18 protein-coding genes are annotated in these 26313 nt (G+C 69.0%); 10 read left to right on the top strand and 8 right to left on the bottom strand.

What is annotated here, in order from left to right; all coding sequences use genetic code 11:
- Window positions 1-202: 202 nt before the first annotated feature.
- The gene (locus tag ACFQ4H_RS11380) at window positions 203-1258 is read right to left on the bottom strand and encodes a winged helix DNA-binding domain-containing protein (protein ID WP_377569907.1); all 1056 of its coding nucleotides are present in this window, start codon (window positions 1256-1258) and stop codon (window positions 203-205) included.
- A 180-nt stretch (window positions 1259-1438) separates the two neighbouring features.
- Here ACFQ4H_RS11380 and ACFQ4H_RS11375 point away from each other — a divergent pair, with 180 nt between their 5' ends.
- Window positions 1439-2785 carry a glycoside hydrolase family 18 protein gene (locus ACFQ4H_RS11375; RefSeq protein WP_377569905.1) on the top strand — a complete coding sequence of 449 codons (1347 nt, stop codon included), beginning with the start codon at window positions 1439-1441 and terminating at the stop codon, window positions 2783-2785.
- A 115-nt stretch (window positions 2786-2900) separates the two neighbouring features.
- Here the strand turns inward: ACFQ4H_RS11375 and ACFQ4H_RS11370 are convergent, their stop codons facing one another.
- Complete coding sequence (locus ACFQ4H_RS11370; protein ID WP_377569942.1) at window positions 2901-3791, bottom strand: aminoglycoside phosphotransferase family protein; 891 nt, start codon at window positions 3789-3791, stop codon at window positions 2901-2903.
- Between the two features lie 109 nt (window positions 3792-3900).
- On the opposite strand from ACFQ4H_RS11370, the gene ACFQ4H_RS11365 reads away from it, so the two are divergent.
- The 5 genes from ACFQ4H_RS11365 (at window position 3901) to ACFQ4H_RS11345 (ending at window position 9338) form a co-directional block, all read left to right on the top strand.
- Window positions 3901-4524 carry a TetR/AcrR family transcriptional regulator gene (locus tag ACFQ4H_RS11365; RefSeq protein ID WP_377569903.1) on the top strand — a complete coding sequence of 208 codons (624 nt, stop codon included), beginning with the start codon at window positions 3901-3903 and terminating at the stop codon, window positions 4522-4524.
- Window positions 4521-5768, top strand: coding sequence for an NADH:flavin oxidoreductase (locus ACFQ4H_RS11360; protein ID WP_377569902.1), 1248 nt, complete (start codon window positions 4521-4523; stop codon window positions 5766-5768). Before ACFQ4H_RS11365 ends, ACFQ4H_RS11360 begins: the two co-directional genes overlap by 4 nt.
- Before the next feature lie 143 nt (window positions 5769-5911).
- Entirely contained in the window at window positions 5912-7615 is a 1704-nt protein-coding gene (locus ACFQ4H_RS11355; RefSeq protein WP_377569901.1) for a 3-ketosteroid-delta-1-dehydrogenase, read from the top strand.
- A gap of 22 nt (window positions 7616-7637) precedes the next feature.
- Window positions 7638-8429, top strand: coding sequence for an SDR family NAD(P)-dependent oxidoreductase (locus ACFQ4H_RS11350; RefSeq protein WP_377569900.1), 792 nt, complete (start codon window positions 7638-7640; stop codon window positions 8427-8429).
- Between the two features lie 63 nt (window positions 8430-8492).
- Window positions 8493-9338: an SDR family oxidoreductase gene (locus tag ACFQ4H_RS11345; protein ID WP_377569899.1), complete on the top strand. Its 846-nt coding sequence runs from the start codon at window positions 8493-8495 to the stop codon at window positions 9336-9338.
- 76 nt (window positions 9339-9414) lie between these two features.
- Here ACFQ4H_RS11345 and ACFQ4H_RS11340 read toward each other — a convergent pair whose 3' ends face one another.
- The 4 genes from ACFQ4H_RS11340 to ACFQ4H_RS11325 form a co-directional block, all read right to left on the bottom strand.
- Window positions 9415-10017, bottom strand: a complete 603-nt coding sequence (locus ACFQ4H_RS11340) for a DUF3592 domain-containing protein (RefSeq protein ID WP_377569897.1) — start codon at window positions 10015-10017, stop codon at window positions 9415-9417.
- Between the two features lie 125 nt (window positions 10018-10142).
- Window positions 10143-10802, bottom strand: coding sequence for a response regulator (locus ACFQ4H_RS11335; protein ID WP_377569895.1), 660 nt, complete (start codon window positions 10800-10802; stop codon window positions 10143-10145).
- Window positions 10799-11953 carry a sensor histidine kinase gene (locus ACFQ4H_RS11330; RefSeq protein WP_377569893.1) on the bottom strand — a complete coding sequence of 385 codons (1155 nt, stop codon included), beginning with the start codon at window positions 11951-11953 and terminating at the stop codon, window positions 10799-10801. Before ACFQ4H_RS11330 ends, ACFQ4H_RS11335 begins: the two co-directional genes overlap by 4 nt.
- The gene (locus ACFQ4H_RS11325) at window positions 11950-12783 is read right to left on the bottom strand and encodes a CPBP family intramembrane glutamic endopeptidase (protein ID WP_377569891.1); all 834 of its coding nucleotides are present in this window, start codon (window positions 12781-12783) and stop codon (window positions 11950-11952) included. Before ACFQ4H_RS11325 ends, ACFQ4H_RS11330 begins: the two co-directional genes overlap by 4 nt.
- 279 nt (window positions 12784-13062) lie before the next feature.
- On the opposite strand from ACFQ4H_RS11325, the gene ACFQ4H_RS11320 reads away from it, so the two are divergent.
- Complete coding sequence (locus tag ACFQ4H_RS11320; RefSeq protein ID WP_377569890.1) at window positions 13063-13224, top strand: hypothetical protein; 162 nt, start codon at window positions 13063-13065, stop codon at window positions 13222-13224.
- 219 nt (window positions 13225-13443) lie between these two features.
- Entirely contained in the window at window positions 13444-14289 is an 846-nt protein-coding gene (locus ACFQ4H_RS11315; RefSeq protein WP_377569888.1) for an SDR family oxidoreductase, read from the top strand.
- Between the two features lie 166 nt (window positions 14290-14455).
- Here the strand turns inward: ACFQ4H_RS11315 and ACFQ4H_RS11310 are convergent, their stop codons facing one another.
- Window positions 14456-16603, bottom strand: coding sequence for a DUF262 domain-containing protein (locus ACFQ4H_RS11310; RefSeq protein WP_377569886.1), 2148 nt, complete (start codon window positions 16601-16603; stop codon window positions 14456-14458).
- A 30-nt stretch (window positions 16604-16633) separates the two neighbouring features.
- Window positions 16634-18784, bottom strand: coding sequence for a UvrD-helicase domain-containing protein (locus tag ACFQ4H_RS11305; protein ID WP_377569884.1), 2151 nt, complete (start codon window positions 18782-18784; stop codon window positions 16634-16636).
- A 167-nt stretch (window positions 18785-18951) separates the two neighbouring features.
- Here ACFQ4H_RS11305 and drmD point away from each other — a divergent pair, with 167 nt between their 5' ends.
- Together drmD and ACFQ4H_RS11295 are read left to right on the top strand one after the other, a co-directional pair.
- Window positions 18952-22158, top strand: coding sequence for a DISARM system SNF2-like helicase DrmD (gene drmD / locus ACFQ4H_RS11300; protein ID WP_377569883.1), 3207 nt, complete (start codon window positions 18952-18954; stop codon window positions 22156-22158).
- Window positions 22158-26312, top strand: coding sequence for an Eco57I restriction-modification methylase domain-containing protein (locus tag ACFQ4H_RS11295; protein ID WP_377569881.1), 4155 nt, complete (start codon window positions 22158-22160; stop codon window positions 26310-26312). Before drmD ends, ACFQ4H_RS11295 begins: the two co-directional genes overlap by 1 nt.
- Window position 26313: the final 1 nt, after the last annotated feature.

The following is a 26313-nucleotide window of genomic DNA, read 5'->3' as shown; positions in this document are numbered from 1 at the left end:
CGCCGGTGCAATCCGTCCAAGTAGGGCTTCGACGCCGAAAGGCCGCCCACAACCGTGGTCGTCGGGCAGGGGACATCGACCATCAGATCGAGGACCGTTTCTGTCCCCAACTACAGTGTTAGCACTTCCGACAGCCGTCCGTCCACGCCTGACCATGCCAGATATTCCCTGTTCAGAGCACTGATCAGCGAACGCTGGCCAGCTACGGCAGGGCGGCGTACACCTGGGGCAGCGCCTGGGTGATCTCGTCGCTGAACCCGTCGAACGGCAGTGCGTCCAGGGTCCGCTTCGCGCCCCGGCCGGCATGCTTCCAGGTTCCGACGACCTGGCCCCGGCTGACGACGGTCGGCCGGAACACTCCGTTACCGCCCGGGACGATCCGGTCGGCATACTCGGCGGCCAGCACGGCACTGCGGTCGCCGTAGCCGAGGATGTACTCGTCGAACCCGGGAAGCAGAAAGACCCCGGTCACCTGCTCCCGTACGGCAGCCAGCAGGTCGGGCGTGGCCGGGTCCAGGTAGTGGTCGACGCCGTCGACCACTACACGGGCGAGTCCGGGTGCGGCGATCGCGAGCCCGGTACGGACATCGGCCATCCGGAGACTGGTCCACCGGGCGAAGTCCTTGACCGTGGCCGGGCCGTGACTGCGGAAGTAGCGCAGGGCCAGCTCGCCCAACGCCTCGTCCCGTTCCAACTGTCGTGGTTGCGGAATCCACTCGTCGATGAGGACGATCAACTGCTCGCCGTCGCGTACCGGCCCGAAGCACAGGGTTCCGGTCTGCGCCAGGTGCCACAGCATGTGGTAGCCGCGCTGCCCGTCGGTGCCCAGTCCCCCCTCGCGCCACACGGCCAACAGGTCGTCGCGCCGTAGCTGCCGGCCGCCGGTCAACGCGTCGACAGCCAACTCGCGGGCACGCTCGAAGATCGCGGTGTCCAGGCCGAGTTGGGCGCGCCGGGAGGCCGCGCCGGCTGTCACCCGGGGTGTCAGCAGGCTCAACAGCCAGGGCAGGTCCTCAGCCGGCACCAGGTGCAGCGTGCCCCGCATCGGCCAGGACTTGACAATCTCGCCGGCGGTGAGGGCGGCTTCGACGCCATCCCGGGTGCCGGATTCGGTGCGCAGCGCCACCGAGGTGAGGGCACCGGCGTGATCCTGCGCCTGAAGGGCGGTCAGCCAGCGTACGACCTCGGTCGCGCTGGGCAGACCGGGGCCGGCGATGCGCTGCGCCACCAGCCTGAGCAGAGCGATCTCGGCAACCATGCGGCCCCTTTCCCCGTGCCGTACGCCGCACAGCGTAGTGGGCCCCACCGACACCGGGCGCGGCTCGCGCCGCCGCAGGTCGCTCCGCCCTTGACCGTACGGCATAGACGCCCCTAAGTTGCTCCACAGGAAAGTTTCCTTACTGTTACGCCGTCGCTCCACCTTCCACCAGGAGTGCGCATGCGCAGATCAGTCCTTCGTCGACTCGCCGCGGCTGCTGCCGTGGGTGTCGTGCTGGCCGGCACCGTCACCGCCGTCCCCGCCTCGGCCACCACGACCGCCCCGGCCCCCCGTGACGGATACGTCAAGGTCGGCTACTTCACCCAGTGGGGCATCTACGGCCGGGCCTTCACCATCAAGAAGCTCAACGACTCGGGTGCCGCCGCCCGGCTGACCCACCTCAACTATGCCTTCGGCAACGTCAGCCCGGACGGCCGCTGCTACGTTGACGGCCCACCCGGTGAGGGCGACGCCTGGGCCGACTACCAGCGGCCGGTCCCGGCGGCGGAGAGCGTCGACGGTGTCGCCGACAACTGGGGCGAGCCGCTCAACGGCAACTTCGGCCAGTTGCAGAAGCTCAAGGCCATCCACCCCGACCTCAAGGTGCTGATCTCACTCGGCGGCTGGAGCTGGTCGACGCACTTCTCCAACGCGGCACTCACCGCAGAGTCGCGACGGAAACTCGTCAGCTCCTGCATCGACCTCTACCTCAGGGGCAACCTGCCCAACCCGGACGGCAGCGCCGGCGGACCAGGGTCGCTGGCAGGGGTCTTCGACGGCATCGACATCGACTGGGAGTGGCCGGGCTCACCGGGAGACGTCGACACGATCTACCGGCCCAAGGACAAGCAGAACTTCACCGCTCTCGTGGCCGAGTTCCGCCGGCAGCTCGACGAGTTCGGCCGGGCGAACCGCAAGCACTATGCGCTGACCGCCTTCGTACCGGCGAATCCGGCGGCGATCGACGCGGGCTTCGAGGTACGGAAGGTCTTCCGGAACCTCGACTTCGCCACCGTGCAGGGCTACGACTTCCACGGAGGCTGGGAGTTGGTCGCCAACCAGCAGTCCGCTCTCCGGGTGCCGGCCGGGGCCACCGAGCCCGACTTCTCGGTGGACCGCACCATCGACGCCTGGCTCGACCGGGGCGCGGCCCGACAGAAACTGGTCCTGGGCATCCCGTACTTCGGACGCGGCTGGACCGGCGTGACCGGTGGACGTAACGGCCTGTTCGGTACGGCCACCGGTCCGGCTCCGGCAACCTACGAGCCGGGCTACGAGGACTACAAGGTGCTCAGGACCAAGGTCGGCCAGAACGGCTACCGGGTCTACCGGGACCTGCGGGCCGGCACCGCCTGGCTCTACGACGGTACGACCTTCTGGACCTACGACGATCCGGCCGTCCTGCTCCAGAAGAGCCTCTACATCCGCTCGCAGCGACTCGGCGGCGCGATGATCTGGTCGCTCGACGGTGACGACGACCGGGCGACCCTGACCAGGACCCTCGACCTCGGCCTCCGTACCCGCTGACCCCCGTCGAGATCCCGATGATCAGGGAGTACGTCCCGCGTGCCGTGGGCGTGTCACGCAACGTACTCCCTGATCAGACGGATCAGGGGGCGGCTACCGCGTGGCCTCTTCCCCGTCAACCGTCGGCAAGGACGGCGTCCAGGGTGCGTCGGGCCGTATCCGCCATCACCGGATTGGTGTCGACGTAGTAGGGAAGAGCACCGATCGCCTGGACGATGGCCCATCCTCGCCCCCGCTCCCACGTGGCGTCGTCCACCCCGAGCGCGCGTCGATAGGTGTCCCGGGCACCGGAGGTCATCAGGTTCCACCCCGGCATGAGGTCGACCGCCGGGTCGCCGACATTCACCGCCCCGAGGTCGATGACGGCGGCCAGCCGGCCGTCCCGTACCAGCAGGTTGCCCGGCATGAGGTCGGCGTGGATCCACACGTCGGCGGCGGCATGGGGTGGCGTGTCCAGACAGCGTTCCCAGATCCGGGCCAGCCGGACCGTGTCGGTGAGGTGGCTGCTCCCGGCCAGGGCGGCGCGTACGTATTCGTCCCTGGTGTGCAGCGGACCGCCTCGACCCTGTCCGCCCCAGGTCCGCCCATCGGTGGCCATACGATGCAGGGAGCGGACGAATCCGGCCAGGTCCCGGGCGAACTCCGCAGAGGCACCGACGTCCAGTCCGTCCGCACTGTCGCCGGTGATCCATCGGTACGCCGTCCACGGGCCGGGGTAACCCTCGCCCGGCTCACCGAGGGCGATCGGCTCCGGCACCGCAACCGGTACGTGGGCAGCGATCCGGCGGGCGATCTCCTGCTCCCGCACCAGGGCGTCACGTAACTCCGGATCCAGGCTGGGTTGCAGCGGGAAACGCAGCACGATCTCCTCACCGACCCGGAACAGCGCGTTGACCGTGCCGTGCGAGACGACCGGGCGTACCGGATGGGCACGCCATCGGGGGAACTGGGCCGCTACGAGAGCGGCGACGACATCCGCGCTGACGTCGACCTGGTCGGCATGCATCCTCACGTAACGATCTTCACCCTCGGCCGGCCGGCGGGCCACCGCATTATCCGGGCCACCGGCAGCCCTGATTATTGACGGTTTCTGCCATAAATGCTTGACTGGTCTCATGGCCCCGGCAACCCCTCACCCGCCCGCACCCCGCCGACGTGGCCGCCCCACGGTGCTCGACCCCGAGGCGGTCGGCGCCACGGCGCTGGAACTGTGGGCGGAGCGCGGCTACGACGCCACCAACTGGGACGACATCGCCGCAGCCACCGGGATCAGCGTCCGCACCCTGATGCGACACTTCCCGTCCAAGGCCGCCCTCGCCTGGGTGGGCGTCCCGGCGGCCACCCGGCGGCTGACCGCAGCGTTCGACAGCCAGCCCCTCGACGTGCCGCTGCCGGTCGTCCTGCGTACGGCCGTGGCCGCATCGGTCTCCGACGACCCGCTGGTACGCCGTTCCGGTGGGCACTGGATGCGGGTCGTCGCAGCGGAACCTGAGCTGTCCACTGCTTCCGCACGCGCCTACGCGCCGTGGACCGACGCCCTCGCCGAGGAGATCGCCCGACGCCGGCCGGGCGCACCCGAGGCGATCTACCAGGCGATCGCCATCACATACCGCGAGGCCGCCCACGCCGCGCTCCGCGACTGGGCCCGCAACGGCGCTCACGAATCGCCCGCCCACGCCGTCGACGTCGTGCTGCGCTGGCTCGACATCCACATCACCACCCCCGAGGACACCCCGTGACCACCACGACCCCCACCCCTGACCCGCTCGCTCCGACCCCTGACCCGCTCGCCCCGGCCATGCTCGGCCCGGTGAGCCTGCGCAACCGCGTCATCAAGTCCGCCACGTTCGAGGGGGCGACCCCGGACGCCCTGGTCACCGACCGGCTGATCGAGTACCACACCGCCGTGGGCCGGGGCGGCGTCGGCATGACGACGGTCGCCTACATCGCCGTCGCACCGGAGGGGCGCACCGAACGCGGCCAGGTCTACTGGCGGCCCGAGGCGCTGCCCGGACTGCGCCGGCTGACCGACGCCGTACACGCCACCGGTGCCAAGGTCAGCGCCCAGATCGGGCACGCGGGACCGGTGGCGAACTCCCGCTCGAACGGCCTGCCGTCCATCTCGCCGTCGGTACGGTTCAACCCGATGGCGATGGCGTTCGACCGCGCCGCGACCCATGCCGACATCCGGCGGGTCGTGGACGCCCACGGCCAGGCTGCGGCATCCGCGCGTGAGGTCGGCTTCGACGCCGTCGAAGTGCACCTGGGCCACACCTACCTGGCCGGATCGTTCCTCTCGCCCAAGGTCAACCGGCGCAAGGACGAGTACGGCGGCTCGTTGACCAACCGCGCCGACTTCCCGCGCCGGATCCTGGCCGCCGTCAAGGAGGCCGTGGGCGACGACATCGCCGTCATCGCCAAACTGAACATGACCGACGGCGTACCCGGTGGGTTCGACCTCGAAGAGTCGATCCCGTTCGCCCAGATGCTGGAGGCCGACGGGCACCTGGACGCCCTCGAACTCACCGGCGGGTCCTCGCTGCTCAACCCGATGTACCTGTTCCGCGGCGACGTGCCGCTGTCCGCGATGGCCGACGCCCAGCCGCCGTTCCTACGGCTCGGCATGAAGATGTTCGGCCGGTTCCTCTTCCACCACTACCCCTACCAGCCGCTCTACTTCCGCGACCTGGCGCTCCAGTTCCGCCGCGAGCTGTCCATGCCGTTGATCCTGCTCGGCGGCGTCACCGACCTCGACGGCATGCAGACCGCCATGAGCGACGGCTTCGAGTACGTCGCGATGGCCCGCGCCCTGCTGCGGGAGCCCGACCTGATCAACCAGATCCAGCGGGACCACGCCACCCGGTCGGCCTGCACGCACTGCAACCTGTGCGCCGCCAGCATCTTCACCGGCACCCACTGCCCGCTCGATGCCGAAGGCACCACCGCACTCGTCAACGCCGGCACCCGGCCCGTCGCGGCCTAGCGGCGCCGCTGCCGAACAGGGTTGCTGCCCAGGAGGGTTGCTGCCCAGGAGGGTCGGCGCCCAGCAGGGCCGCTGCCGAACAGAGTCGCCGCCCAGCAGGGCCGCTGCCGAACAGAGTCGCTGCCCAGAAGAGGAGTCTGCACATGTCCGTCCCCCGGCACCCCCGGTCGACCACGGTCGACCTCGTCGTGGTCGGCTCCGGCACCGGTCTGGCCGCCGCCCTCAGCGCCCATGAGGCCGGGCTGTCCGTCGTGGTCGTGGAAAAGTCGCGCTGGGTCGGCGGTTCCACCGCCCGCTCCGGCGGTGCCTTCTGGATCCCCGCGAACCCGGTGCTGGCCGACGAAGGCTCCAACGACACGCACGAGCGCGGTGCCGCGTACCTGGAGGCCGTGGTGTCCGGTTCCGCGCCGGCGGAACGCTGGCGCAGCTTCCTCGACCACGGCACCGCCACCATCGAGATGCTCCGGCGGACCACCCCGATGCGGTTCTTCTGGGCCCGTGGCTACGCCGACTACCACCCCGAACTACCCGGTGGCACCGCCGTCGGACGCAGTTGCGAGTGCCGTCCACTGGACCTGAAGCTCCTCGGTGCCGACCGGGCGCGCCTGCGCCCCGCCGTCCTCTCCGCGCCCGTTCCCATGCCGGTCACCGGCGCGGACTACAAGTGGCTCAACCTGATGGCGAAGACACCCCGTCGCGCGATCCCCCGCATCGCGACCCGCCTCGTGCAGGGGGTCGGTGGCATGGTGCTGGGGCGCGAATACGCCGCCGGCGGGCAGGCCATCGCTGCGGGGATGTTCGCCGGTGTCCGCCGCGCCGGCATCCCGGTCTGGACCGAGACGTCGCTCGAACGGCTGCTGGTCGAGCAGGACCGCGTCGTCGGGGTCGAACTGCGTCACGGCGAAACGCCGCTCACCGTACGCGCCGAGCGCGGCGTCGTACTCGCCACCGGCGGCTTCGACCACGACCTTCCCCTACGGCACGCCCACCACCATCGGGACCTGCGGGACTGGAGCCTCGGCGCGGAGACCAACACCGGCGACGGAATACGCGCCGCCCAGGAGGCGGGTGCCGCCACCGACCTCATGGAACAGGCGTGGTGGTTCCCCGCTGTCGCACCGATCGGCGACGCCGCGCCACAGGTGCTCCTCGCCGAACGGTCCCTGCCGGGGTCGCTCATGGTGGACGACACCGGCCGTCGGTTCATCAACGAGTCCTGCGACTACATGACCTTCGGCCAGACGACGCTCGACCTCGCCCGCGAGCGCGGTTCGCTGCCGAGCATGTGGCTGGTCTTCGACCAGGCGTACCGCAACAGCTACGTCTTCGCCGGTGCGCAGTTCCCTCGGGCTCCGCTACCGAAGTCCTGGTACGAGGCGGGTATCGCCCACCGTGCCGGCAACCCCCGCGACCTCGCCCGGTCCATGGGCGTGGACGCCGACGCACTGCACGCCACTCTGATCCGGTTCAACCAGCTTGCCGCCGCCGGCGTCGACGACGACTTCCACCGTGGGGCCAGCGCGTACGACCGCTACTACGGCGACCCGACGGTGACCCCCAACCCGAACCTCAGGCCCCTGGCCGGCACCGTGTACGCCGTGAAGGTCGTGCTGTCCGACCTGGGCACGTGTGGCGGGATCCAGGCAGATGGCGTCGGCCGGGCGCTGTCCACGGCGGGGGTCCCCGTCCCCGGCCTGTACGCGATCGGCAACGCCGCCGCCAACGCCTTCGGCCGTACGTACCCGGGAGCCGGGGCGACCATCGGGCAGGGCCTCGTCTACGGCTACGTCGTCGGACGTCATGCGGCCGGCAAACTCCCCGCCCAGGCCCGGCCCGACGGCCACTGATCCCCGAAGAAGGAATCCCCCAATGCAGATCCCGGGCAGGGTGTTCGTCGTCACGGGCGGTGGCAACGGCATCGGGCGGCAGGTCGCCCTCCAACTGTTGAACAGCGGTGCCCGCGTCGCCGCTGTCGACCTCGACGTCACCCGCCTCGAAGAGACCTCCGCACTCGCGGGCGCGGCGGCGGCGAGGCTGTCCACGCATGCCGTGGACGTCACGGACCGGCACGCCGTCGACGCCGTCGTCGGTGCCGTACTCACCGCCCACGGCCAGGTCGACGGGGTCATCAACCTGGCCGGCATCGTTCACCGTTTCGTCCGGATCCCGGAGTTGACCCGTGACGAGATCGAACGGATCGTCAACGTGAACTTCTGGGGCACGGTCAACGTCTCGCTCGCGTTCCTGCCGGAACTGAGGACACGTCCAGCGGCCAGCCTGGTGAACGTCTCCAGCCTCTCCGGGCTCGTCTCCTTCGCCGGCCAGGCCTTCTACAGCGCGACCAAGGGTGCGGTCAAGCAGTTCACCGAGGGCCTCTACCAGGAACTCATCGACACCAACGTGGCGGTCACCGCCGTCTTCCCGGGCAACATCAGCACCAACATCAGCGGCAACTCCGGTGTGCAGATGATCGACACCGGCGGCCGGAAGGTCCGGGCCACCACCCCCGAGCGCACCGCACAGAAAATCGTACGGGCGGTGGAGAAGGGCCCGTTCCGCGTCGTCATCGGATCCGACGCCCGTCTGCTCGACGGGCTGTCCCGGATAGCACCCCGCCTGGCCGCGAACATCGTCGCCAAGCAGATGAAGTCCGTCCTCTGACCAACCCCAGGCAGGCAGCCAACGTGGCCGGCTGTCACAGCCGGCGGAGCGGGAAGGAAGAACATGGGTACGTACGCGGTGACCGGTGCCGCCTCCGGCATGGGCAGGGCCACAGCCGAGCGGCTGCGCAGCGACGGACACACCGTCATCGGCGTGGACCTGCGTGACGTCGAGGTCGTCGCCGACCTGTCCACGCCGCAGGGACGTACGGCAGCGGCGGCCGAGGTGCTGGACCGCGCCGGCGGTCGGCTCGACGGGGCGGTCTGTGCCGCCGGGCTCGGCGGTGTCGCGGGACGGGACAGGGCCATTCAGCAGGTCAACTACTTCGGTGTCGTGGACCTGCTCGAATCGTGGCGCCCCGCGCTGGCCGCAGCCGGCAACAGCAAGGCCGTCGTGTTCGGGTCGAACTCCGTCACGCTCACCCCGATGGTGCCGGAGAGGGCCGTACGGGCCCTACTCGACCGGGACCCCGAGAAGGCGCTGCGGGCGGTGGGTCGCTTCGGCAAACGCTCGGCACCCTTCGCGTACGCGAGCTCCAAGCTGGCCGTGACACGGTGGGCGCGTCGCAGCGCGATCTCGCCGCAGTGGGCCGGTGCCGGCATCCGGCTCAACGTCCTCGCCCCCGGCATCATCTCCACACCGCTACTCGAAGAGCAGATCGCCCACGGTGAGAAAGAGGCCGTCGAACAGTTGGCCGTACCGATCGGTGGGCGCGGTAAACCGGAGGACGTCGGCGAATGGGTGGAGTTCCTACTGTCACCGGCCGCAGACTTCCTCTGCGGCTCGGTGATCTTCCTGGACGGCGGTTCCGACGCCTACTTCCGCACCGACGACTGGCCCGTCTCGACCGGCCCGGCCGGGCTGATCCGCTACCTACGGCGCGCCAAGGCATGGCGCGAACGTCAGTGAGCTGGCCTCTTCGTGGGCCTGGGGCTCCACCTGCCAGGTGGCCCCGCCGAGGAGGCATATCTGCTGCTTCTGGGCATCATCTCTGACTCCGACGATTCGCTGACCGGCGCCTGCGATTCGCTGACGGGTGCCGACGCCGCGTCGGCGGATCCACCGGTGACCCGCCACCTGGCGTGGCTCGCCGGCCGGCGAGCCGCGCGGACATCAGCATGCCGGCACCGACAGCGGCTGCGACAAGGCCGTACGGGATTCCGCCGTTGGAGTTGAAGATGAACGCCGAATCATCGGTGCTGCCGTTGTTGGTAACGAACTCCGCTGGCTTGACCGGGTCCACCCGTACGACGATCTCCGGCGGGGGATTCCGGTCGCAACCGCTCGGTCCGTCGCAGAGAATCCGCTTCGTGTACGTCGTTCCCGCGTACGCGTAGCTGACCACGATCGTGTCCCGGCCGCCGCCCCGACCCATACTGTTACGACGTTCCAGCACCTGCGCGACGACCGGCACCCCCTCAGCTCGTAACCGTTCCGCCTTGCGGGCAAGGTGCCATTTGTACCCGCCGGTGACTGCCGCCAGCGCCAGCCCGAGCACCAGCACGACCAGCCCTCGGACGACGGCCCAGGTCCGGTCCTGCCGGTCGGCCTGCCGAACCCTGGAGGGCCTTACCCGCCTCTTGGCCATCTACCGCCATCTCCTGATCCACCCGTGGCCGGATCCCGGCGACGACAGGGTATGGGTAGCCGTCACCGTCCCTGGTCGACGTCGGCGGTGACCAGGAGCGCGAATGAGCGCGAGCGCACGATGTCTCAGGTCACCAGGCCACGGCGGTAGGCGTAGACCACCGCCTGCACGCGGTCGCGCAGATCGAGCTTGGTGAGGATGCGTGACACGTACGTCTTGACGGTCTCCTGGCTGATCACCAGCGTCGCCGCGATCTCACTGTTGGAGAGTCCGTCGGCGATCAGGCGAAGGACCTCCAGTTCGCGTGGGGCCAGTGGAATGTCGTCCGGTACGCCCTCGACGGGCCGGATGCGCGCGGCGTACCTGCCCACGAGCTGGCGCGTCACCTCGGGGGCCAGCAACGCCGCGCCGGTGGCGACGGTCCGGATTCCGTGCAGCAGTTGGGCGGGTGGTGCGTCCTTCAGCAGAAACCCGCTGGCGCCGGCACGCAGCGCCGCGTACACGTACTCGTCCAGGTTGAACGTGGTCACCACGAGAACCTTGATCGGATGCGCCACTCCGGTGCCGGCCAGCAGACGGGTGGCCTCGATGCCGTCGAGCACCGGCATCCGCACGTCCATCACCACCACGTCCGGGTTCAGCCGCCCGGCGAGGTCGACTGCGGCGCGCCCGTCGCCACACTCGCCGACTATCTCCATGTCGGGCTGGGCGTCGATGATGGTGGCGAATCCGGTACGGATGAGTGCCTGGTCGTCGCAGACCAGTACGCGGATCGGCGCGGTCACGACGCGCTTCCCGCAGGGATACGGGCCTGGACGACGAAGCCCCCGCCCGGCCGCCGGCCCGCGCTGAACTCGCCACCGAGCACGCCGACCCGTTCGCGGAGGCCGGCGAGGCCCCGGCCGCTCCCGCCGGGTGACGCGGCGCGCGAACCCGAGCCGTCGGTACTGACCTTCACCGTGATCTCCCTGCCGGTGTGCTGCACGTGGACTACGGTACGGCTGCCGTGGGCGTACTTGAGGGCGTTCGTCAGCGCCTCCTGCACGACCCGGTAGGCCGCGACCTCGGCGCTGCCGGCCGTCTCCTGGGGGCGGCCCTCCTCGGTGAACTCCACTGGCTGGCCAGCCTGCCGCGTCTGCTCGACGAGAGCGTGGAGTTCGCCAATGGTCTGCGGTCGCGGCGCGGTGCCATGGTCCGGGTTGAGCAGGTCGAGCAGGTGCCGCAGGTCGGTGATCGCCCGCCGGCCGGTGTCGGCGACCGCGGTCAGGGTCTGGTCGAGGCGGTCGGGCGCGGCGGTCAGGTAGCGTGCCGACTCGGCCTGGACGACCATGGCTGTCACGTGATGGGTCACGATGTCGTGGAGTTCACGTGCGATGCGGGTGCGTTCTGCGGCGCGGGTGGTCTCGGCGAGGTGCTGGCGGCGTTCGGCCTCGGCGACGCGGGACAACCGCAGCCACGACCCGGCACCCCACGCGATGGCCAGCACCAGATAGAACGTCGCGTACTCAGTCACTGTCTCGCCCGCCCCGAGGTGGTCGAGCGCGACTGCCAGCGGCACGTACGCCGCGGAGGCCAGGACAGCGACGGTCCGGCGGTGGCGTTCCAGATGAAGGCCCGTGCTCAGCAGCGCGATGGGCAACGCGATGCTCGCCACCGTGTAGTAACCGCGGAGCTGTTCGACGGCGAAGCCGAGGGACACCAGAGCGAGACAGACGGCCGGCCACCGCCGACGCACCGCGAGCGGAAGACACTCGAGGGCGACCGCTGCGAGGGCCAGCGCGTCGAACGGGCGGTTCGGCAGGTTGCCGAGCTGCGTTCCATGGCCGTTCAGCACCGGCAGGAGCGACACGACGGCGAGCAGCAGGGCAGCCGGAAGATCCCGGACCGTGACGTCACACCGCCGCCACCGGTCCGGGATGCTCCGGAGGTCAATCATTGGACGAGCGTAGTGGTCGTGTCGACGCGGGCGGCGCGGCGGCGAGGCACGATGCGATCGCGGCGGCGGGCCAGCCGCATGAACACGACGGTCAGCACCACGCCGGCCAGCACCGCGTACAGGCTCCCCTCCGGCCCGAATTTGCCGCCGCTGATCAGGGTCGAACCCGAGGTCACGGCGTCCAGCAGCCCCTTCGCCGTGTCATTGCCCGAAACCTCGGCGCCGAAGATACCGGCCAGGGCGAAGTTCCAGCCGAAGTGCAGTCCGATCGGCACCCACAGGTTGCGGGTGGCGGCGTAGCAGGCGCCGAGCATGAAGCCGGCCTCGACCGCGATGGCGATCGCACCCCACAGAGTGGCGTTTGGGTTGAACAGGTGCGACAGGCCGAAGACCGCGCCGGTCAGCAGCAGGGCGATCCAGGTGCCCGTACGTTCCTCAATGATGCGGAACAGGACACCGCGGAAGAGCAGCTCCTCCGTCACCGCGGCGGCGGCCATGAAGCCGATCAGCCCCAACATGCCCATCACCGACCCCAGGCCGTTGACGTGGTAGTCGCCGACGAGCGCAATGTTTACGATGACGACAACACACATCCCGACACCGATCAGCACGCCCCGGCGAGTCGCGGCGACGGCTTCGGCCCGGGCCACCTCCGTGGGCTCGCGCCGTTCCGTCCGCCGAACCACCCACGCGTAGGTGAGCACCGCGAGCACGGCGACCGCGATGCCGAGTGGCAGCGTAAGCAAAGGAAGCCCCTGCACGAGGGCGACGACCTGGCCGCCGACGAAGAAGACCGCAGCAACGGCCAAGAGCTGCTTCAAAAATCGCATTATGACTCTTTCGAGAGGTCTGCGGCCGGAGCGCCGCAGCTACCTAGACGCTAGGGATCCAGCGGCCTGACAGAGTCACCACACAGTGGACATCTGCCTGTAGCTCGCACGGGGGACAAGCGACGTGGACGCCCATCGTGCGTGACTCTGACACAGATTCCACAACGGTGCATCTCGATGTTTGTAGGCTGCTAATTCCTTGCAGAGGCACGCCCCACTGCTTTTGGGAGGGACGGATTCAATCGCCGTGAACTGGCCCGGCCCTTCTCGGGGCGGCCGGTGAGCATCCGCTACCACCTCGGCGGCTGTCACCTCTACGTCCACGAGTTCGGCGTCGTACGCCACCTGGCCAGCGCCCGTACCGTCCCGATCGCCCTGACCGCCCTCGGCCTCGGCCCCGGCCCCGGCCCCGGTCGAGGGCACGACCACGACCAGTCCTGATCGCTCGCCGGGCTCTGGTTTGGGAACGTTTGTTGTCGCTGGGGAACAACAAACGTTCCCAAACCAAACCGCCTACGGGACGGGGCAAAATGCCCTACCCGGACCCGGTCTGAGGGCCGATGATTTCGTAACAGGCATCCCCGTCCAGAGCTGAGCCGGACCAGACTTGCAGCCAAGATCGGCCGGCTGTCGCGACTGGCGGGACAGGAAGGAACCAACATGGGTACGTACGCGGTGACCGGTGCCGCCTCCGGCATGGGCAGGGCCACGGCCGAGCGGCTACGCGGCGACGGGCACACTGTCATCGGCGTGGACCTGCGTGACGTCGAGGTCGTCGCCGACCTGTCCACGCCGCAGGGACGTACGGCAGCGGCGGCCGAGGTGCTGGACCGGGTCGGCGGTCGGCTCGACGGGGCGGTCTGCGCCGCCGGGCTCGGCGGTATTCCCGGGCGCGAAGGAACCGTTCAGCAGGTCAACTACTTCGGTGTCGTGGACCTGCTCGAAGCGTGGCAGCCCGCGCTGGCCGCAGCCGGCAACAGCAAGGTCGTGGTGTTCGGGTCGAACTCCGTCACGCTCACCCCGATGGTGCCGGAAAGCGCCGTGCAGGCCCTGCTCGATCGAGACCCCGACAAGGCGCTACAGGTGGTGGAGGGCTTCGGCAAGGGCGCAGCGCCCTTCGCGTACGCGAGTTCCAAGCTGGCCGTGACACGGTGGGCGCGCCGCAGCGCGATCTCGCCGCAGTGGGCCGGTGTCGGCATCCGGCTCAACGTCCTCGCCCCCGGCATCATCTCCACACCGCTGCTCGAAGAGCAGATCGCCCGTGGTGAGAAGGAAGCGGTCGAACAGTTGCCCGTGCCGATCGGCGGGCGCGGCAACCCGGCGGACGTCGGCGAATGGGTCGCGTTCATGCTGTCGCCGGCCGCCGACTTCCTCTGCGGCTCGGTGATCTTCCTGGACGGCGGTTCCGACGCCTACTTCCGCACGGACGACTGGCCCGTCTCGACCGGCCCAGAAGGGGTGACCCGCTACCAGCAACGCGCCGAGGCATGGCGCGAACGTCACTGATCTGGCCTCTTCGTGGGCCCGGGGGCCTACCTGTTAGGAGGACCCGCCGAGGAGGCATATTCGCTGCTTACGGCATCGGTGCACCCCGACCCATCCTTGGTCGCGGGTGGGGCAGGAGTTCTTTGCTGGCCCTGCTACGTGCACCAGCGCGCCCGATTCGGCTCGGTCACTGCTTTCTGATCAGCACGACGTGCTCAGCCGTGAGGTTCACCCCGGTCGGCTTGAACCCACCCGCCGCGATCGCTCTACCAAGCGAGTTGTTGGTCGAATACCAGTACGGCGGATGGTTGCGGGCAGACGGCGGAAGAGGAAGGCCGAGGATGTCTTCCACGTCCTCGAAGGTCATCGGCAGCGAGTCTGCTGTCTGCGCTCGTAGCCAGTCGGTGAGCGGTCGATACTTGCCTCCGGTGTCCTCCGGACCGGACGGTTTCGCAGCAACCGGCAGGGCGTCCTTCTCGGCGGCGGCCAGCGACACCTGCACCGCCGCAATGCTGCTTGGTGCTGGCCAGATGTCGACGACCACCTGGGCCAACTCGTGGGTACGGGCGCGAATAAGATCGTCGTTCCACACCTCCGGCGCACCGACGACCAGATCGGCATTGATTTTCAGCGTGGTGTGTTTCAGCAGTTCGCTGCGCTTGCCAGTATCGCCAAGCCCGCGCGCCTGGGCTTCCTCGTCGGTCCAGGGCCGGTTGGACAGTGCCGGGTTGAGCTTCTTGTTGGCCAGGGTCAGATTTCCCAGCGTGTGGATCAACAGATCGCGCTCGGCTTCGGTAACCCCAACCACATCGGGCCAGTGTTCCCGCCAGGCTTGGGGCATGACGTGTTCGACGGTCAGGTTGCGCGGGCACGCGCTGTGCTCGCTCTTGTCCGTACGCCGCCGGTCCTCGATCGCTTCCAGCAACATGCGGAGCCGGGCCCGGAGCAGCGACTTGTAGATGGGCATGCCCTGAAGGGCGTCGATCACCTGGTTGTCGCTGGGCCAGAAGCGCGAGTCCGCCTTCTGCCCCGCCAGGAACCGCTCGGTCACGTCGCCGGCGAGGGCTGGACCGGACGAGTGCAGTTCGCGCAGCAGATCCAGCATCAGGCGATTGATGTCCTTGCTGGTCAGCCGGCATATCGCCCGCCGGACCAGCCAGCTTTCCAGGGCATCGAGGGCCTTATCCCGTTGGGCGGGTGGCAGTTGCGCTGCCGGCCAGCGCAACAACCAGAGCAGGATCGGGGTCACCACCGCCGAGTCCATCGCCTGAATGACGCGGTAGTGGAAGCGGCCGACCACCGTGTCCGCCGGCCAAGCGTCGAGTGAGGCGTAGTTGTCCGCGTCGCGGGACAGCTCCGCCAGCAGTGTCTCGATGTCCGGACGCTCGTCCATCAGGTGCTCACGGAACGCTACGAAAATCCGGTCGGCCGGCACCTCGGTCCGAAGCCGCTCGATCAGCCAATAGTTGACGAAGATGTCGATGCGTGGGACGTACTGCCGACCCCGGGAGAGCTTCTGCCGCCAGTAGTCGGTGTCCAGCTTTCGCCACTGTCGTCGGTAGAGGTCCACGACATCGAGCTTCTGCGCCTCGGCGACCTGAAAGACAAAGTTCTTGATCAAGTCCGCCGCCAATAGTGGCACGCCACGGTGGTTGAGCGTCTCGAAGATGACCTGGGCGTTGTCGCCGGGTTCGAGGTCGATGACGACGATCTTGAGATGGTCACGCAGGGTCTGGGTCAGGGCGGTGAGCCGAGCCGCCGCCTTGTCCGGGTCACCGGTGACCTCCGCCCAATCCTCGATCGCTGTCACGAAGAAGGCGTGGGCTCGGGCGACGGCGGCGTCGGCGAGCGCAGGCGGAACGGTCAGGGCGTTGTCCATGGCCGCCTGGAACGCTTCCTGGTCGCGGTCGGTCGGCCAGACCTTGAAGACCTCGTACGGCTGCGCCGCGATCTCGGGCTTGTTGCAGACCAGAGCTCGCAACGCCTGGGCGTCCATGGTCGTGCCACGCTGCTCCGTCACCCACTGGGCGGCGTCGAGCAGGAGTTGCAGGGTGGTGAGCCGCTGCTGACCATCGATCACGTTTCGCACCAGGATGTAGCCACTCTGAATGAGCGGCTGTTCGAGCACGATGGCCCCGAGAAAGTGCGGGACGACCTTCGGGGTTCCGTAACCCACGGGGGCTTCCAGCAACTGCTCGGCGACCCTACTGATGTCATCCCAGAGCGGGGCCCACTGATCCTCCTCGGTCCAGACGTAGGGCCGCTGGAAGAGCGGTATGACGTGCCGGACGTCAAGGCCGAAGATCTTGGCCGGGGTGAGCGTCTGTGCCTGCATGCTGTCCCTCTGCGGGTCGGGAGCCGGGGTCTACCTGGTTGCCAGAAAAGGGCTGGGGTTGCCCACGTACGAGACGTAGAGCGAGTCGCGAGCGCGGGTGCAGGCGACGAAGAGCAGACACCGCTCGCGTTGCAGGTCGTGCTGATGGGCGATCGGGTCTTCGCTGGCTGCGGTCACGGCGGCCTTGGCCGGCACGGTCGACGCGTCGACGCCGACTGCGGCGAGGCAACGGAACTCCAGGCCCTTCATGGCGTGCATGGTGCCGACGCGTACCGCGTTGGTCTTGCTGGCGGTGGTGGAGCTCACCGGGATGCCGGCCGCACCGAGCTTGTCCCGGATCGCACGTACGAGGTGGCCGTTGCGGGCCGCCACCCCGATGGCGTGCGGTTCCACCCCACCGTCGAGCCACCGGTTGATCTGTTCGGCGAGCTGCCCGTACTCGGTGTCTCGATCAGAGTGGGAGCGTACGGTCGGGCGGCGGCCGTGCATCGGTGACCGGTAGCCGGCCAGGCTGTCCGGCTGGTCGTCCAAGCCGGTAGGCGTGATCCCGGTGAGCAGCCGCACCGACCAGGCCAGGATCTCCTGGGTGGTGCGGTAGTTGATGGTCAGTTTCCGGCTGCGTCCCCGGACACCGACGCCGAGACTGCCCAGCGACACGTGGTTGTCGTAGATGCGCTGATGCGGGTCGGCCACGATGAACAGGTCGTCGGACCCGACGGCGACCGCCGCCCGGAGCAACCGCCACTGCGCCGGGTGCAGATCCTGCCCCTCGTCGACGATGACGTGCTGGTACGGCCGCTTCGTCCGTTCGGCGAGGAGGCGGGCCGCCTGGTCGGCGAGTTGTAGGTGGGTGTGCTGGTCACGCTGGCGCAGGCTGTCGGTGACCTGCCGGATCGCCTCCCACACCTGTTGTCGCTGCTCGGCGCGGAGTGGGCTGCCTCGGCCGTGCCGACGGGCGGCGAGGTATTCGGCCGGTGCCCGCAGCCCCTGGGCGAGGATGACGTGCTCCCATTCACGTTCGAGGAAGACCCCGGTGAACGCTCCGCCGGTGGCCTTGGCGGCGGTGTCCCAGAGCTGCCGTAACTCTCGCTGGTCGACCACGTTGGGTTGCCGGCCGAGCGCCTCGGCGACCACTCGATAGGCGAGCCGGTCGACGTTGAGCACCTCGATCCGCTCGCGGGTCGAAGGATCGTCGGTGAGAGTGCCGAGTTGCCGGTCCAGGGCGTCGGCAAGGTTGCGGGTGAAGGTCGTCAACAGAACGGACGGCTCGGCCGAGCCGGCAACGGTCGACGATTCAGGTGCGGTCGACGATTCGGGGGCGGTCCGCCGGGCGAGGAAGACGGCTCGGTGCAACGCGGTCACCGTCTTGCCGGTGCCGGCGCCACCGGTGACCAGCGCCGGTCCGGCGTACGACGGGCGGTGGGCGATCTCCCGCTGGGCCGGGTGCAGGAAGACCCGCCACGCGTCGAACGGATGGGCCAGGATCTGGGCCAACTCCTCCGGCCCGGAGACGAGCACGAACCGGTCGGGGGTACGCGCGACGGCGGCGGCAAGATCGTCGGTGTCGACTTCTTCTGGCGGGGTGCCGGTGGGCAAATAGGCGCTGACCTCGGCCCACACCTGTTCCGGGCTCATTCCGGCAGCCAGTCCGGTCAACGCGTCGTACTGCGGGGTGGGCAGCAGATTGGCCAGGGCTTCCAGATGCGCCTCGGTGGTCAGCAGTCGTACGAGCGGCAAAATGTCGGCGTCGATGCCGAGCCGGACCAGGGCGGCGTCCTTGACCTTGGCAAACAGCAGGCTCGGACTTTCCCTGGCGGCCTGACGCAGTGCGGGCTCGATGCCGTCGAGGGCCTGTTGGTTACGGACCTCCAGTACGCCGAGCGCCTGGTTGACGGTGAACCGGCGGCTGACCGCGTACGCGTTGGCGTCGTCGTGCGGCAGCACCGTGAGCAGCAGAAACTCGTCGCCACTGTCGGGCGCAAGAACGACTCCCCGATAGAACTGGTTGACCCGGATCGTACGAATCCGTGGGTCTTTCGCATTGGCCAACTTCTCAAGATGCAGGCCGGCGTGGGTGTGCTCACCGAATTTCTCAATCGCCGCATCGACAGCTTTCTGTACAGGCTTTTGCAGCTTGGCGTAATCGGCCAGAAAATCCTTGGCGATGCCAAGCTTCGGCATACCTGGTCTCCCTTGTAGACGGTGGACTACCCTTGCTCGTCTGCGCGTCGAACCATCTACATGTTATGTCAGCCAAATGATCTTTCGAATTGACCGATGACAGGTCGACGATGCGCCGATGACACCTGGAGGCACGCGCTGATGGAATGGCCCGATTGGACACTCCGATGACGACGAACGGAGCGAAGCAGGCCGACGTACCGGCCCCGGGCCAACTGGTCACCATCCGCAACCGCCGCTGGGTGGCCGCCGACGTGGTGCGCAGCGAGGTCGCCAGCGGTGACCCGCACGTGTTCACCGGCCAAGCCCCACACCTGATATCGCTGGTCAGCGTCGAGGACGACGCCCGCGACGAGGAACTGCGGGTGATCTGGGAGCTCGAACCCGGTCGGGTGGTGCACGACACCGCCACGCTCCCCGATCCGCGCGGCGGCTTCGACGCCCCGGGCCAACTGGCGGCGTTCCTCGACGCGGTGCGGTGGGGGGCGATCGCCTCGGCTGACCGTACGGCGCTCCAGGCACCGTTCCGCTCCGGCATCGAGATCGAGGACTACCAACTCGATCCGGTGGTCCGGGCACTGTCGATGCCGCGTACCAACCTGTTGATCGCCGACGACGTCGGCCTCGGTAAGACGATCGAGGCTGGGCTGGTCATGCAGGAGCTGATGCTGCGTCACCGCGCCCGAACCATGTTGATCGTCTGCCCGGCGGGCCTGACCCGGCAGTGGCGCGACGAGATGCGCGACAAGTTCGGCCTCGACTTCCGCATCGTCGACGCCGACCTGCTCAAGGAGCTACGCAGGTCACGCGGCCTCTACACCAACCCGTGGACGCACTACCCCCGGCTGATCGTCAGCGTCGACTGGTTGAAACGCGACCGGCCGCTGCGGCTGCTGCGCGAGGTGCTGCCGGCCACCCCGCGCTATCCCCGGGCGTTCGACCTGCTCGTGGTCGACGAGGTGCACACCTGCGCCCCGTCGGGGCGAGGCCGCTACGCGGTGGACTCGCACCGGACCCGGGCGATCCGGACGCTGGCCCCGCACTGCGAGCACCGACTGTTCCTGTCCGCGACGCCACACAACGGCTATCTGGAGTCGTTCACCGCGCTGCTGGAGTTGCTCGACGACCAGCGGTTCGCCCGGGGCATCAAGCCCACCGACGAGCAGTTGGCCCGGGTGATGGTCCGCCGGCTCAAAAGTGAACTGCCGGCGAAGTGGGACGGCAGCCCGCGCTTTCCGGTACGCCGCCTCGGCTATCTGGAAGTCGACTACTCCCCCGCCGAACGCAACGCCCACGAGCTGCTCTCCCGCTATGCCGCCAGCCGCCGGGAGGGTGCCCAGGGCCGGGCCGGTGAGATCGCCGCCGACTTCGTCACCACGCTGCTCAAGCGGCGACTCTTCTCCTCGCCGAAGGCGTTCGCGGAAACCGTCGACACGCACCTGGCGACCATGACCGCGCGGGACGCCGACTTCGTCGCCGCCGCCGGGAGCCGCATCGAGCAGGCGGCGGGCGAAAAGGTACTGCAACCGATGATCGAACGGTTGGCCGAGACCGCCGAGGACGACCAGGCGTACGGCGACGCCGAGGCGGACGCGCTGACCGCCGTACGACACTGTGCCGTGCCGCTCTCGACGCAGGAGCGTGCCCTGCTCGACGAGCTGCGCACCTGGGCACGGGGTGCGCAGGACCGGCCGGATGCCAAGTTCGCCGCGCTGCGGGCCTGGCTCGACCCGATCGTGCGCCCCGACGGCGACTGGTCGGGCGAGCGCGTCATCATCTTCACCGAGTACCGGGACACCCAACGCTGGCTGCACGAACGGCTGCTCACCACCGGCTATCCGAAGGAACGGATCGCCCTGCTCTACGGCGGGCAGGACACCGACGACCGGGAACACGTCAAGAACGTCTTCACCGAGCACCCCGACCTCGACCCGGTACGCATCCTGTTGGCGACCGACGCCGCCAGTGAGGGCATCAACCTGCAACGGCACTGCCATCGGCTGCTGCACTGGGAGATCCCGTGGAACCCGAACCGGCTCGAACAGCGCAACGGTCGAATCGACCGGCACGGCCAGCGGGCGGCCCGGGTGGAGGTGCTGCACTTCGTACCGGCCGGCTGGCAGCAGGTCGACTACACCGCCGGCTCGCTGGAGGACGAGCTGGCGTTCCTGCGCGTGGCCGTGGAGAAGGTGGAGGCGATCCGTACCGACCTGGGCAGCGCGGGCGAGGTGATCGCCGCCCAGGTCGAGCAGAAGATGACCGGCAAGCGGACCGACTGGCAGGTCACCGACGTCGAAATCGACCACCGGGCCAGCCGTGCCCGGTTGAAGGTAGAACGCGATCTCGCCCGTGAGCTGAACAAACTCACCGAAGCCCTGAAGGGCAGCCGGGCGGAGCTGAACCTCACCCCGGCCACTGTGGAACGGGTGGTCCGCACCGGGCTGCGGCTGGCCCACCGTCGTGACCTGATCGACGTGCCGACCCCGGCGGACGCGACCGGTGTCTGGTTCCGGCTGCCCGAGTTGCCCGGCGCGTGGGCCGCCGCGCGTAACGACGGGCTCCTGCACCCGGTCACCGGAGCCGAGCGTCCGGTCACCTTCGACCCGGACGCCGCCTCGGGGCGTACGGATGTGGTGCTGCTGCACCTCGGTCACCGGCTGGTCCAGATGTGTCTGCGACTGCTGCGGGCCGAGCTGTGGGCCCAGGCCAGAGGGGTCGGGGACGCTCGTTCGGGCTCGGCGGCGAAACTGAGCCGGGTCACGGCTCGGGTCGTACCCGGGGATCTGCTGCGCACCCCGGCGGTGATCGCCCACGGCCGGGTCGTCATCACCGGCGCGGAAGGCACCCGGCTGCACGAGGAAATCGTGATCGCCGGTGGGCCGATCGAGTCCGGTCGGCTGACCCGGGCCCGCCAGGAAGAGCTGGACCGTCTGCTGGCCGCCGCCACCGAACAGGTTCCGGCCGAGCGGGTACGCGAACACCTGGCCGAACTGTGGCCGGCGCTGGAGAAGGCGCTCGGCAAGGCACTGGCCAACCGGGCTGACCAGCGAACCCGCAGCCTGCACGGGCTGCTGGCCAAGCGCTGCGAGGAGGAGGTCGCCTCGATCGAGGCGGTGCTGGCCGAGTTGGCCGCCTCGATCCGGCACAAACTCGCCGACGAGCCGCACTGGGAGCAGCCGACCCTGTTCGCGATGGAACAGCAGCAGTTGCGGGCCGACCGGGACGCGCTACGTACCCGGCTCGACGGCATCCCGGCCCAGCGGGAACGGGAGGCCAACGCGCTGCGCCGCCGCTACGCCGACCCCACCGCCCGTTGGTTCCCCGCCGCCATCACCTTCCTGGTGCCCGCCGCCCTCGCCCGAGGTGACCGCTGATGCCCATCCCCGCCCCTCGCCGTCCCACCGGTGCCAGTCGGACCGGTGCCAGTCGTGCCGCCGGCACTGCCGCTGGCCGTGGCCCCGGCCGACCGGCCCGCCCGCATCAGCCGAGCACCGCCGAACAGCACGCCGAGTGGCTGGCGCTACTCGGCCCGGACGGGCCGTTCCTGACGGTTCCGGTGCTGGCCGAGACGCTCCCCCAGGGGTTGGACACCATCCCCGACACCGTCCGGGACCGTATCCGGCAGGGCTGGGGTGAGCTGCGCAACGCCCCGGACCTGCTCGGCCCGGCCTGGGTCGAACTGATCCTCGGTGAGCTGCTGCGCTATCCGCTGAGTGCCCGTACCGATGGCACCAGCCTGCCCGCCGACCTCGTCGCCGCCGGCTTCCGACCCGACCTGGTCATGTACGGCCCGCAGCCCGGCGGTGGCCGGGCCGCCCGGCTGCACTTCTACCGCTATCCGGCCGACACGGCGCTGACCAGGGCACGGGGTGACCGGCCAGCGCTGACCGAGCAGGCCGCGCAACTGTGCCGGGACACCCGTACGCCGTTGGCGCTGCTGACCAACGGGCAGCACTGGGCGCTGGTGCACGCCCGGCCCAGCGAACCCACCGGCACCGCCGTCTTCGACGCGGACCTGTGGCTGGAGGAGCCCGCGCTGCTGCGGGCCTTCGCCACCCTGCTGGCCGCACCCCGGGTGCTGACCCCGCCCACCGACGACAAGGGCAACGCCTCCACCAGCCTCGCCGGCCTGTTCGCCCGCAGTGCCGAGGCGCTCACCCAGGTCACCACCACCCTCGGCGACCAGGTACGCCAGGCGGTCGAACTCTTCGTCGCCGAACTCGCCCGTCTCGATCGGGAGTCCGGCGGCGAACTGCTGGCCGAAGCCAGTGACCGGGAGATCTACCAGGGGGCGCTGACCGTACTGATGCGCCTGGTCTTCCTGCTCTATGCCGAGGAGCAGCGCCTGCTGCCGATGACCGACCCGCTCTACGAGCAGGCGTACGCCGCCGCCACGCTCTACGGCCAGCTCCGCACGGTGCGCGACCTGTACGGCGACGAGGTCGGCGACCGGCGGACCGCCGCCTGGCCCCGCCTGCTGGCCCTCTTCGACGCGGTCCACGGCGGCTGCGAGCATCCTGACCTGCGTATCCCCGCCCACGGCGGTTCGCTGTTCGACCCAAGCCGGTTCACGTGGCTGAAGACTGCGGCGGTCACCGACCGGGTGGTCTACGAGATGCTGGACGCGCTGCTGATCCTGCGGCACCGGGGCAAGGCCGCCGAGCAGCTCAGCTATTCCAGCCTCGGTGTCGAGCAGATCGGCCACGTCTACGAGGGTCTGTTGGAGTTTGCCGTCGCCCGGGTGCAGACCCCGCACCTGGGGCTGATCGGCAAACGGGAGCCGGAACTGGCCCTGGCCGACCTGGAGGCGCATGCCGAGCAGGGCGAGGAGGCGCTGCGCGCCTGGCTGGCCGAGCGCTGCGACCTGACCGCCCGACAGCTCGACAAGGCCCGGTCTGCCCTGCCCGGCCCGCACGAGCTGGCCGCGCTGCACGCGGCCTGCGACAACGACGCCGAGCTGGCCGATCGGGTACGCCCGTACTGGGGGCTGCTCCGCACCGACCTGCGCGGCCTGCCCACGGTGTTCCCGGCCGGCTCGGTGCTGTTCACCCAGTTCGGCGATCGCCGCGCCACCGGCACCCACTACACCCCGCGTGAACTGGCCGAAGAGGTGGTACGCCACACGCTCGCCCCGCTCTGCTTCACCCCCGGCCCGGCCGAGGGCGTCGCCGACGAGGGCGTCTGGCGCGCCAAGACCGCCAACGAGATCTTGAAACTCAAGGTGCTCGACCCGGCGATGGGCTCCGGCGCGTTCCTCGTCTCGGCCTGCCGCTATCTGGCCGACGTGGTGGTACGCGCCTGGGAACGCGACGGCCTGCCGTCCGAGCTGGCCGAGCTGCCCGGCAGCAACCGGGACGACCTGCTGCTGCACGCCCGGCGGCTGGTCGCCGCCCGCTGCCTCTACGGTGTGGACCGCGACGACATGGCCGTTGAGCTGGCCAAACTGTCGCTGTGGCTGGTCACCCTGGCCAAGGGCAAGCCGTTCGGTTTCCTCGACCACGCCCTACGCTGCGGCGACTCACTGGTCGGCATCACCTCCCTCGACCAGCTCACCGCCTTCCACCTCGACCCGGCAACCGGCCGCTCGCTGCACGCCCGGCTCTACAACTCGGTCAGCGAACGTCTGCACGAGCTGGTCGACGAGATGACCGAACTGCGCGAGTCGATCGAGTCCACCGTGGTCGAAGACGCGCGGGACATCGCGGAAAAGGCCGCCAAGCTCGCCCAGGCCGACGCGCTCGGCCACACCGCACGGCTGGCCGCCGACGCCGTCGTGGGCGCGGCGCTTTCCACCGCCGTACGACCCCAGCGCCGCCCATGGGACCCGGAAGACTCCGAGGACGACGCCGAAATCAAGTACGACGACCGCCTGACCAGCATCAGCGACGACGTGTACGCCGTGTTGGACAGACTGCACGACTCGGAGCGGGAACAGCAGCTCGCCGCCACCATCGAGGACTGGCTGCGCGGCTCGCGGCCCGCCCCGATCCGGCCCCTGCACTGGCCGCTGGAGTTTCCCGAGGTGGTCAACCGAACCGGCTTCGACGCCGTCATCGGCAACCCGCCCTTCGTCGGCGGAAAGCGCGTCAGCGGCGCACTCGGCGTGGACCTGCGGGAATACCTCAAACAGCGAATCGCCCGCGACAAGCCCGGCAACGCTGACCTGTGCTCGTACTTCCTGCTGCGCAACCTGAGCGTGGCGCGACAGGGCCGGGTGGGCATCATCGCTACCAACACCATCGCCCAGGGCGACACCCGGGAGGTCGGGCTCGACCAAACCGTCGACATGGGTTGGACCATCTACCGAGCCAACAAGTCGCAACCATGGCCTGGCACCGCGTCTCTGGAGGTGTCCCTGCTCTGGCTCGGCCACTCCGGTACCGACGAGGAACGCATCCTCGATGGTCGCCGGGTACGCGCCATCACCCCGTCGCTGGACGCCCAGTCCCGGGTCACCGGCAACCCCCACCGCCTCGCCGCCAACGCCGGCCAGTCTCATATTGGCTCCCTAATCCTTGGAACCGGATTCTTGGTCTCCCCTGAACAGGCCCAGGAGTTAATTAGCAGACACGCATTCAATAAGGAGGTGCTGTTTCCCTATCTCAACGGGGAGGATCTCAACTCTCGCCTGGATTGCTCAGCCCGCCGCTGGGCAATCAACTTCCATGACTGGCCTCTAGAGAAGGCCCAGAAATACATTGATTGCCTCTCAATCGTTGAGCGCTCCGTAAAACCAGTCCGCGACGGGAACAAGAGGGCTACTTATAGGGAGAGGTGGTGGCGCTTCGGAGAACGACAGGCGGGAATGCTCGCGGCAATCGAAGGACTTGACCGCGTCATCGTCATCGCACTAGTCAGCAGGCTCGTCATGCCGGCCTTTGTGCCCGCTCGGCAGGTCCTTTCACACAAGTTGGGCGTCTTCGCCACGGACCAGTCAGCCCACCTATCCCTCTTTAGCAGTTCCTTCCATAGCTCTTGGGCCTGGAAGCACTCGTCAACGATGAAGGCAGACCTCAACTACTCCCCCTCAGACGTATACGAGACATTTCCTCACCCGAAGCTGACTGAGTGGATGGATCGAGTTGGCACGGAGTTGGATTCGTACCGGCGGTCGGTGATGTTGGGGCGGGGGCTGGGGCTGACGAAGCTCTACAACCTGGTCCACGACGAGGGCGTGGCCAGCGCGGACATCCGGCGGCTGCGGGAGATCCATGTCGAAATCGACCGGGCAGTAGCCGAGGCTTACGGCTGGTCTGACCTCATGCTCGGTCACGATTTCCACGAGACGCGGCAGGGAACCCGGTTCACCATCGATCCAGGCGTTCAGGTGGAAGTGCTGGACCGGCTGCTTGAACTCAACCACAAGCGTTATGCCGAGGAGCAGGCCAAGGGGCTGCACTCCGGTCCTCGCCGCAAGCCAAGCAAGAAGGCGAAGGCCGTACCTCGTCCTCGGTCTCCGGAAAGCGCGAGCCCGGCGGCAGCCGACCTGAACGACGGCCTGTTTCCCCTCCCCGACGCCCTCTTCTGAC

Source organism: Micromonospora sonneratiae, from assembly GCF_042679305.1.
Classification (GTDB): Bacteria; Actinomycetota; Actinomycetes; order Mycobacteriales; family Micromonosporaceae; genus Micromonospora_H; species Micromonospora_H sonneratiae.
Note: the sequence above shows the minus strand (reverse complement) of the source record. Positions and strands in the feature narration are given on the sequence as shown.